This is a genomic window from Streptomyces sp. KLMMK (assembly GCF_036961605.1).
GTDB classification, from domain to species: Bacteria; Actinomycetota; Actinomycetes; order Streptomycetales; family Streptomycetaceae; genus Streptomyces; species Streptomyces telluris.
In genome coordinates, this window is the sequence record NZ_JBAMDC010000259.1 from 1 (window position 1) to 9,590 (window position 9,590).

Consider the following 9,590-nt stretch of genomic DNA (forward strand, 5'->3'; position numbering starts at 1 on the left):
ACCCCGTGCTCCGCGGCCGTACGGGCGGCGCGCGCCGGATCCCGCCCCCAGACGTACGCCGTCTCCTCGCCCAGGCCGCGCAGGGCCGGCAGTACCTGACGCCGCACGACGTCGCCGCAGCCGGCGACCGCCCACCTCAAGTCCCCTCCATGTCCATCAACTCACCATAAACGGAACGCCTTTTCAACAGGTCCGATGTCGTTGTCATACCGATATGCGGACAGGGGGTGACGCCCAACGGGGCCCTCGCCTAGATTTCCTGCGCATCACGCAGTGATCACACAGGGGGGAGTCACCACCATGACGGAACCACCGGAGGGCGGCAGGAGGGCGGTCGTCACCCTGCCCCTGGCCGTGGCGGGACTGTGTCTGGCCGTGCCGTTCGTCGCGATGCTGTGGGTCGACTCCTACGCCAGGACCGCGCCCGCCTTCATCGGCATCCCCTTCTTCTACTGGTACCAGATGCTGTGGGTGCCCGTGTCGACCCTGCTCACCGTCGTCGCCTATGTGCTCGTGCGACGCCAGGAGCGGGCCCGCAAGGCGGGTGAGCGGCGATGAAGGACGGCGTGAACGGCGTGGCGCTCGCCGTCTTCATCTTCTTCTTCCTCGCCGTGACGGTCATGGGCTTCATGGCCTCGAAGTGGCGGCGGGCCGAGAACGCGGACAACCTCGACGAGTGGGGGCTGGGCGGCCGGTCCTTCGGCACCTGGGTCACCTGGTTCCTGCTCGGCGGCGACCTCTATACCGCGTACACCTTCGTGGCCGTCCCGGCGGCGATCTACGCGGGCGGTGCGGCCGGCTTCTTCGCGGTGCCGTACACGATTCTCTGCTACCCCCTGGTCTTCACCTTCCTGCCCCGCCTGTGGTCGGTCTCCCACAAGCACGGCTACGTGACGTCGTCGGACTTCGTCCGCGGCCGCTTCGGCTCGAAGGGCCTCTCGCTCGCCCTCGCGCTCACCGGCATCCTCGCGACGATGCCGTACATCGCGCTGCAGCTCGTCGGCATACAGGCGGTCCTGGACGTGCTGGGCGTGGGCGGCGGGTCGAACTGGTTCATGAAGGACCTGCCGCTGCTGATCGCCTTCGGCGTCCTCGCGGCCTACACCTATTCCTCCGGGCTGCGGGCGCCCGCGCTGATCGCCTTCGTCAAGGACGCGCTGATCTACATCGTGATCATCGTGGCGATCATCTACATCCCCATCAAGCTGGGCGGTTTCGACCACATCTTCAGCAAGGCGGGCGAAGCGTTCGCCGTCAAGAACCCGGAGACCGGCAAGCCGCGCGGCGCCCTGGTGAGCGGTCCGGACGCGCAGTGGGCCTACGCGACGCTCGCGCTCGGCTCGGCGATGGCGCTCTTCCTCTACCCCCACTCGGTCACGGCGGTTCTCTCCAGCAAAGGCCGCAACGTCATCCGCCGCAATACGACGATCCTGCCGCTGTACTCCCTGATGCTGGGCCTGCTCGCGATGCTCGGCTTCATGGCCATCGCCGCGGGGATCAAGGTGAAGAACGGGCAGCTCGCGATCCCCCAGCTGTTCGAGGACATGTTCCCGGACTGGTTCACGGGCGTGGCCTTCGCCGCCATCGGCATCGGCGCCCTGGTCCCGGCCGCGATCATGTCGATCGCCGCGGCGAACCTTTTCACCCGCAACATCTACAAGGACTTCATCCGGCCGGACGCCTCGCCCGGGCACGAGGCGAAGGTCTCCAAGCTCGCCTCGCTGCTGGTGAAGGTCGGCGCGCTCGTCTTCGTCCTCACCATGGACAAGACCGTCGCCATCAACTTCCAGCTGCTCGGTGGCATCTGGATCCTGCAGACGGTCCCCGCCCTCGTGGGCGGGCTCTTCACCCGCTGGTTCCACCGCTGGGCCCTGCTGGCCGGCTGGGCCGCGGGGATGGGCTACGGCACCTGGAAGGCCTACGACACGCCGAGCGCGACGCAGGATCATTTCGGGAATACCAACCTCATCCCCCTTATCGGAGAAAAGGGCTATATCGGGCTCACCGCCTTCGCGCTCAATGTGATCGTCGTCATCGTCCTGACCTTCGCCCTCAAGGCGCTGCGCGTGCCGGACGGCACGGACGAGACATCGGCGGCGGACTACACGGCGGACGCCGGCGACCCCGGGGTCCGCAGCGAGCTCCCGCCGGCCACCGCAGGGGCCCCTGGAGGGCATTAGAGCGACCCTCGGCGGGGCCCTCGCCCCGCGGAGCCGACCGGGCCGCCACGCCCCTCTGGAGGGGGCGTGGCGGCCCTTCGCCGCACCCCGCACCCGATCCCCCTTCCGACCTGCGAACCCACCCTCAACACCGGGGCCTGATAACACATTCCGACCTATGCGCTTACCGCGCGACACAACATGTGGGGGCGCGTACGAGGGGCGGCACTAGATGTATGCTCGTCCTCGCTGTCGTCGCAGGGGAATCCGGTGAAAATCCGGAACTGTCCCGCAACGGTGCATGTATGCCGTTAAGCCGCGCATGCAGGAGTCCGAGTACCTGCCGGCAGCACGCCCTCCACCGAGCCTGCCCTGGGCTCGGCTATGGGCGTTGAATTCGTCCGGGCCTCGCGGGTTGGGCCGGCGGACGCCTACGAGGCATGCCCTGGTCCATCAGGCGCGCCCGTACGCGACCGTCGTGCTCTCCCGCCGGCCCACCCAGCCGAGCGAGGGAGAGCCTCAGTGACCATCGCGCCCGCCGATCCGGTCTCAGCGGAAGAAGCGACCGGCGGCCCCGGGACCGCGCTGCTGCGCACCCTGACCGACCTCACCGCCGACCTTCCTGCCACCGACCCCGGCAAGGTCGCCGCCGCCGCACTGCGGGGCCGGAGCGCGAACTCGGACGAGGCCGAGCTGCGCTCCCTCGCCACCGAGGCCGCCGCCGGGCTGATCGCCGAGGAGCCCGAGTACTCCAAGCTCGCCGCCCGGCTGCTCACCCGCGCGATCGCCGAGGAGGCCGCCGGCCAGGGCGCCACGTCCTTCTCCGCCTCGGTCGCCGTCGGCCACCGCGAGGGCCTGATCGCGGACGACACCGCCGCCTTCGTGGCCACCCACGCCGCGCGCCTGGACGAGCTGGTCGACGAGGCCCTCCTCGGCGGCGCCGACGACCGCTTCGGCTACTTCGGCCTGCGCACCCTGCACAGCCGCTACCTGCTGCGCCACCCGATCACCCGCAACGTGATCGAGACCCCGCAGCACTTCCTGCTGCGCGTGGCCTGCGGCCTGGCCGAGGACCACTCCGAGCGCGCCGTCGCCGACGTCGCCGAGCTGTACGGCCTGACGAGCACCCTGTCGTACCTGCCGTCCTCCCCCACGCTCTTCAACTCCGGCACCCGCCACCCGCAGATGTCGTCCTGCTACCTGCTGGACTCCCCGCTGGACGAGCTGGACTCGATCTACGACCGCTACCACCAGGTGGCGCGCCTGTCGAAGCACGCCGGCGGCATCGGCCTGTCGTACAGCCGCATCCGCTCGCGCGGCTCGCTGATCCGCGGCACCAACGGCCACTCCAACGGCATCGTGCCGTTCCTGCGCACCCTCGACGCCTCCGTCGCCGCCGTCAACCAGGGCGGCCGCCGCAAGGGCGCGGCCTGCGTCTACCTCGAGACCTGGCACGCCGACATCGAGGAGTTCCTGGAGCTCCGCGACAACACCGGTGAGGAGGCCCGCCGCACCCACAACCTCAACATCGCGCACTGGATCCCGGACGAGTTCATGCGCCGCGTCGAGGCCGACGCCGAGTGGTCGCTGTTCTCCCCGGCCGACACGCCCGACCTGGTCGACCTCTACGGCGACGAGTTCGACGCCGCGTACCGCAAGTACGAGGCCGAGGGCAAGGCCGTCAAGCAGATCCCGGCCCGCGTGCTCTACGCCCGCATGATGCGCACCCTCGCGCAGACCGGCAACGGCTGGATGACGTTCAAGGACGCCGCCAACCGCACCGCCAACCAGACGGCCGAGAAGGGCGCGGTCGTCCACTCCTCGAACCTCTGCACCGAGATCCTCGAGGTCACGGACGACGGCGAGACCGCGGTCTGCAACCTGGGCTCCGTCAACCTCGCGCAGCACCTCGGTGCCGACGGCGAGATGGACTGGGAGAAGCTCGACCGCACGGTCCGCACGGCCGTCACCTTCCTCGACCGCGTCGTGGACATCAACTTCTACCCGACCGAGCAGGCCGGCAGCTCCAACAGCCGCTGGCGCCCGGTGGGCCTGGGCCTGATGGGCCTGCAGGACGTCTTCTTCCGCCTGCGCATGCCCTTCGACTCGCCCGAGGCCAAGGAGCTGTCCACCCGCATCTCCGAGCGCATCATGCTCGCGGCGTACGAGGCCTCCGCCGACCTCGCCGAGCGGCACGGCCCGCACCCGGCCTGGTCCGCGACCCGCACCGCCCGCGGCGTGCTGCACCCGGACCACTACCCCAACGCCGTCGCCGCCTGGGAGGACCGCTGGGAGGCTCTGCGCGCCCGCATCGGCGAGGTCGGCATGCGCAACTCGCTGCTGCTCGCCATCGCCCCGACGGCCACCATCGCCTCCATCGCGGGTGTGTACGAGTGCATCGAGCCGCAGGTCTCCAACCTCTTCAAGCGCGAGACGCTCTCCGGTGAGTTCCTGCAGGTCAACACCTACCTGGTGGAGGACCTCAAGAAGCTCGGCGTGTGGGACCGCGCCACCCGCGAGGCGATGACCGAGGCCAACGGCTCGATCCAGGAGATGCGCTGGATCCCGCAGGAGGTGCGCGACCTCTACCGCACCGCCTGGGAGATCCCGCAGCGCGCCCTGATCGACATGGCCGCGTCCCGTACGCCGTACCTGGACCAGAGCCAGTCGCTGAACCTCTTCATGGCCTCGCCCACCATCGGCAAGCTCAGCTCGATGTACGCGTACGCCTGGAAGCAGGGCATCAAGACGACGTACTACCTGCGCTCGCGCCCGGCGACCCGGATCGCCCGCGCGGCGTCCGGCGGTGCCGCCGCCCCCGCCACCATCCCCGTGCAGCAGGCCGCGCCCGACGCGGACGCCATCGCCTGCTCCCTTGAGAACCCCGAGTCCTGCGAGGCCTGCCAGTAATGACCACGGCACCCGATCGCCAGAAGAACCTGCTCGACCCCGGCTTCGAGCTGACGCTGCGCCCCATGCGGTACCCGGACTTCTACGACCGCTACCGCGACGCGATCAAGAACACCTGGACCGTCGAGGAGGTCGACCTCCACTCGGACGTCGCCGACCTCGCCAAGCTCTCCCCGGGCGAGCAGCACATGATCGGCCGCCTGGTCGCGTTCTTCGCGACCGGTGACTCGATCGTGGCCAACAACCTGGTCCTGACGCTGTACAAGCACATCAACTCCCCCGAGGCGCGGCTGTACCTGTCGCGGCAGCTCTTCGAGGAGGCCGTGCACGTCCAGTTCTATCTGACCCTGCTGGACACCTACCTGCCCGACCCGGACGACCGCGCCGCGGCGTTCGACGCGGTGGAGAACATCCCCTCCATCCGCGAGAAGGCCCAGTTCTGCTTCAAGTGGATCAACGAGGTCGAGAAGCTGGAGCGGCTGGAGACGAAGGCCGACCGCCGCCGCTTCCTGCTCAACCTGATCTGCTTCGCCGCGTGCATCGAGGGCCTGTTCTTCTACGGCGCCTTCGCCTACGTGTACTGGTTCCGCAGCCGCGGCCTGCTGCACGGCCTGGCGACCGGCACCAACTGGGTCTTCCGCGACGAGACCATGCACATGAACTTCGCGTTCGAGGTCGTGGACACCGTCCGCCAGGAGGAGCCCGACCTCTTCGACGACGAGCTCCAGCAGCAGGTCACCGACATGCTGAAGGAGGCCGTCGACGCGGAGCTGCAGTTCGGCCGCGACCTGTGCGGCGAGGGCCTGCCGGGCATGAACACCGAGTCCATGCGCGAGTACCTCCAGTGCGTCGCCGACCAGCGCCTGCAGCGCCTGGGCTTCAAGCCGGTCTTCGGCTCGGAGAACCCGTTCTCCTTCATGGAGCTGCAGAACGTCCAGGAGCTGACCAACTTCTTCGAGCGCCGCGCCTCCGCGTACCAGATGGCGGTCGAGGGCTCGGTCGGCTTCGACGAGGAGTTCTGAGCCACGGCGGAGTGAGCCCGGCGGGTCTGAGCCCGGCGGGTTAATTCCCTCCACAGCTCGCATCGCGTGTCTCCCGTCCGGGAATCCAAGTGCGGATCCGGATACGACAGGAGGCACGCGATGCCGCGTTTCATGATGATCGTCAAGGCGAGCGAGGAGTCCGAGGCCGGTACGTTGCCGACCACGGAGATGCTCGCCGAGATGGGTGCGTACAACGATCAGCTGCAGCAGGCCGGGGCGATGCTCGCGGGCGAGGGGCTGCGCCCCAGCTCCGAGGGGGCGCGCGTGACGTACTCGGGCGGCCCGCCCGTCGTCACGGAGGGGCCCTTCGGCGGGAAGGCGAAGGACCTGGTCGCCGGCTTCTGGGTGATCCGGGCCGACTCCATGGACGAGGCCCTGGAGTGGGCCCGGCGCATCCCCTTCCGGGAGGGCGAGGTCGAGGTGCGCCCGGTCTTCGAGGCCTCCGACTTCCCGGACGGCTCGTAGAACGCGTGTGGCGGGCGCGAGGTCAGTCGTTGGCGACGACCGGGTAGCGCGGCGTGCCCTCTTCCATCTGCTTCAGGGCGTCCTTGCGGTCGCGCTTGGAGAGGCGGTCGATGTAGAGCCGGCCGTAGAGGTGGTCGGTCTCGTGCTGCAGGCAGCGGGCGAAGTAACCGGTGCCCTGGACGCGGATGGGGTTGCCCTCGGCGTCCTGGCCGCTGACGACCGCGTAGTCGGGGCGGGCGAGGGAGGCGTAGGCGGTGGGGACGGAGAGGCAGCCCTCGTTGGAGTCGTCCAGGATCCGGCGGTCGGCCGGGAGGTCCTCCAGGACGGGGTTGCACACGGTGCCCACGTGGCGGACGCCCTCGTCGTCCATGCAGTCGTAGACGAAGACCTTGAGGTCGACGCCGATCTGGTTGGCGGCGAGGCCCACGCCCTCCGCGGTGCGCTGGCTCGCGAACATGTCGTCGATCAGCTGTGCGAGCTCGGCGTCGAACGAGGTGACGTCCTTGCACTCGCGGTGCAGGACGGGGTTGCCGACCACGGTGATCGGGCGGGACGTGCCGCGCTCGCGGTGCGCGAGCTCGCGCTCCTCGCAGTCCTCGGTGTCCACGATGAACTCGTCGTCCACCGGCTGGTCGGTCTCTTGCTGCGACTGCTGCGACATGTCCGCCGTTATGCCTCTCTCAAAACCCAAAAGGATGCCTATACAGGGTAAGGGGCGCCCTCGGGGGCGTCAGCAGACCTCTTCCAGATCCCGCCACTCGCGTGTGTCGGGGCTGTCCGCGACCCAGCCGTCCAGCAGGCCCCGCACCAGCCCGGCGGGGGCGGCGATGCCGCACTCGCGCTCGGGCACCCACAGGGAGCCGGACCCGGCCGTGCGGTGCCCGAGGGGGCCGGGGTGGCCGGGCTCGCTGTGGTCGTGCGGGTCGAGGTGCTCGCCGTTGCCCTCGTCGCTGGGCATGCGGCTCTCGGAGCACGTGCGGCACAGCAGGCGCACGGACGAGGACCAGTCCTCGGCCGCGAAGCCGGCGTCGGCCGCGAGGCGCTCCAGGGCGTCCCGGTCGGCCTCGGTGGCGGCCTCCAGCAGCACGACCCACGTCGGCACGGGCGAGGGGGCCCACAGCTCGATCTCGTCGAAGACGGGGTAGGAGGGCCCGGCAGCGGTGACGCGCTCGCCGTGAGGGACGCCGTCGTGCAGCACGACCTCGCCCCAGCGGCGCCCCGAGGAGGGCAGCGGGATGGAGAGGACCTCCATGCGGGCCGGGTCGAGCCTGCGGCCCCAGACGACCTCCGCCTCGCCCTCGGGCGAGAGTCTGACGGCCGCGCTGCCCAGCTCCATGCCGACGGGCTCGCCGGCCGGGGTGCCCTCGCCGGGGACCCGCAGGCCGTACGCCTGCCAGGCGCGGCGGGCCAGGGGCCAGTCCTGCAGGGCGGTGGCGGCGATGCCCACGTTCCACCAGTCCGGGGCGCCGGCCTCGCGGTCCAGGAGCGCCACGGCGCGCAGCCCCGCGGCGCGGGCCTGCTCCCAGTCGTGGCGGAACTTGTGCAGCAGCGCCAGGTTGAACCACGACTCGGAGAGCCACGGCTCCATGTCCGCCGCGCGCGTCAGCAGCGCGCCCGCGTCCTCGTACCGGCCGTCGCCGATGAGTGTGAAGGCACGGTCGGTGGCCTGCCGCCACGAGGCGGAAGGCCGGTGCCGTACCTTGCCGAAGATCCTCACGATTCCCGCCTGCCGGTTTCTGCGTGCGACCACGCCGGATGACCCAGGTGAAGGCCGCCGTCCTCCCTGACGACAACCTGCCACATCTCACTCGCTCCGGGAAGTCGCGACCGATCCGCCTCCGTGCCGGAGGCGGCGCGCCCGACGCCCCCCGTCGTCTCCGTGGTTTCCCCGTCTTTCTCTGTCGTCTTCTCCTCTTCGCATCCAACCATGCCCCTTTGGACGCCCGCTCATTACCCGTGGGTTCACCGCGGTACTCCCGCTTTGACCGGACTCTTACCCCTGGTCCGGCCCCGGTCCACCCCCGCCGCGCCCCGGCTCCGCTCCCCCGCCGCCGCCCCCGCGCGCGAGCACCCTGGCCAGGGCGGCCACGACCTGCGGGTCGTGTTCGTGGGCGGTGTCGAGGCGCAGCCGCTCCAGGGCGCACAGGGGCCCGCAGCCGGTCCGGCCCACGAGGTCCTCGAAGGCGTTGACGGTGCGGACGACGCGGGCGGCGAGCGGCTGCTCGCGGTAGGGGTCCGCCTGCCGCTCCACGACGACGGCGACGTCGGACGGCACCCCGGTCTGGCGGACCACGGCGCCGCCCAGGAGGGCGATGCGGCGGCGCTGCTCGGGGGGCAGCGACTCCGTGGCCCCGGCCGGGACGGGGTCGAGGAGGGAGAGCTGGCCGATGTCGTGCATCAGAGCCGCGTACTCCAGAACGGTGAGGTCCGTCTCGGACAGGCCGAGCTCGCGTCCGGCGGCCCTGCCGAGGGCGGCGACGCGGCGGGCATGCCCGGCCGGGGTGTGGCCCGCGATCTCCGTGGAGCGGGCGAGGGAGGCGATGGTCTGGTGGTACGTGGCCCGCACCGCGGTGTAGCGGTGGAAGGAGAGCTGGGTGAGCAGCAGGGGCAGGCAGAAGACCGGCAGGGCCCACAGACCGGCGACGCCCACGGCGAGGGCCATGACGGCGCCGGTGGCGCAGATCGCGGTGCCGATGCCGGCGAGGGCGCGCAGCTCGTCGCGGAGGACGGGCCCGTAGGGGCCGCCGGTGCGGGCGCGGGTGAGGACCGCGGCGAGCACGGCGTCGAAGAGGGTGGTCAGCGCAAGGACGAGGAGCAGGACGAAGGCGTAGGCGGGGCCGTGGCCGGGCCAGCGGTCGAGGACGCCGGAGTGGTGCAGGGGCTGGAAGCAGAGGGCGGCGAAGCCGGTGGTGAGCAGGCGGCGGGCGAGGTGGTCGCGGGTGGGCGGGCGGCCGATCGCCCCGGCGAGGGTCGCGGCGAGCACGACGGCGACGACCTGCGGGGCGCAGTGCGC

8 protein-coding genes and 1 riboswitch are annotated in these 9,590 nt (G+C 70.7%); of the genes, 5 read left to right on the top strand and 3 right to left on the bottom strand.

The genetic code is table 11. The features are described 5' to 3' along the window. Window positions 1-300: 300 nt before the first annotated feature. The 5 genes from V7793_RS27130 to V7793_RS27150 all read left to right on the top strand — a co-directional run bounded on the left by V7793_RS27130 (window position 301) and on the right by V7793_RS27150 (window position 6,577). Entirely contained in the window at window positions 301-558 is a 258-nt protein-coding gene (locus V7793_RS27130) for a DUF3311 domain-containing protein (protein WP_058046183.1), read from the top strand. Then, complete coding sequence (mctP, locus tag V7793_RS27135) at window positions 555-2,180, top strand: monocarboxylate uptake permease MctP (protein WP_336010984.1); 1,626 nt, start codon at window positions 555-557, stop codon at window positions 2,178-2,180. The genes V7793_RS27130 and mctP overlap by 4 nt, the downstream gene beginning before the upstream one ends. Before the next feature lie 228 nt (window positions 2,181-2,408). Then, window positions 2,409-2,509: riboswitch (adenosylcobalamin-variant (AdoCbl-variant) riboswitch) on the top strand. A 172-nt stretch (window positions 2,510-2,681) separates the two neighbouring features. After that, on the top strand, window positions 2,682-5,069 hold the full coding sequence (locus tag V7793_RS27140; protein ID WP_336010986.1) for a ribonucleoside-diphosphate reductase subunit alpha: 2,388 nt from the start codon (window positions 2,682-2,684) through the stop codon (window positions 5,067-5,069). After that, window positions 5,069-6,091: a ribonucleotide-diphosphate reductase subunit beta gene (locus V7793_RS27145; RefSeq protein ID WP_336010989.1), complete on the top strand. Its 1,023-nt coding sequence runs from the start codon at window positions 5,069-5,071 to the stop codon at window positions 6,089-6,091. The genes V7793_RS27140 and V7793_RS27145 overlap by 1 nt, the downstream gene beginning before the upstream one ends. A gap of 120 nt (window positions 6,092-6,211) precedes the next feature. Beyond that, entirely contained in the window at window positions 6,212-6,577 is a 366-nt protein-coding gene (locus V7793_RS27150) for a YciI family protein (RefSeq protein WP_336010992.1), read from the top strand. Window positions 6,578-6,599: 22 nt separating this feature from the next. Here the strand turns inward: V7793_RS27150 and def are convergent, their stop codons facing one another. The 3 genes from def to V7793_RS27165 all read right to left on the bottom strand — a co-directional run. Next, on the bottom strand, window positions 6,600-7,238 hold the full coding sequence (gene def, locus V7793_RS27155) for a peptide deformylase (RefSeq protein ID WP_336010995.1): 639 nt from the start codon (window positions 7,236-7,238) through the stop codon (window positions 6,600-6,602). Window positions 7,239-7,307: 69 nt separating this feature from the next. Further along, window positions 7,308-8,294 (bottom strand): tetratricopeptide repeat protein, encoded by a 987-nt coding sequence (locus V7793_RS27160; RefSeq protein ID WP_058047142.1) that lies wholly within the window; start codon window positions 8,292-8,294, stop codon window positions 7,308-7,310. Between the two features lie 276 nt (window positions 8,295-8,570). Next, window positions 8,571-9,590: HD-GYP domain-containing protein (locus V7793_RS27165; protein WP_336010999.1), on the bottom strand; the 1,020-nt coding region annotated here is incomplete at its 5' end.

Coding starts and splice junctions, on each gene's coding strand:
- mctP (WP_336010984.1), top strand. CDS start 555: ATGAAGGACGGCGTGAACGGCGTGGCGCTCGCCGTCTTCATCTTCTTC.
- def (WP_336010995.1), bottom strand. CDS start 7,238: ATGTCGCAGCAGTCGCAGCAAGAGACCGACCAGCCGGTGGACGACGAG.
- V7793_RS27145 (WP_336010989.1), top strand. CDS start 5,069: ATGACCACGGCACCCGATCGCCAGAAGAACCTGCTCGACCCCGGCTTC.
- V7793_RS27130 (WP_058046183.1), top strand. CDS start 301: ATGACGGAACCACCGGAGGGCGGCAGGAGGGCGGTCGTCACCCTGCCC.
- V7793_RS27150 (WP_336010992.1), top strand. CDS start 6,212: ATGCCGCGTTTCATGATGATCGTCAAGGCGAGCGAGGAGTCCGAGGCC.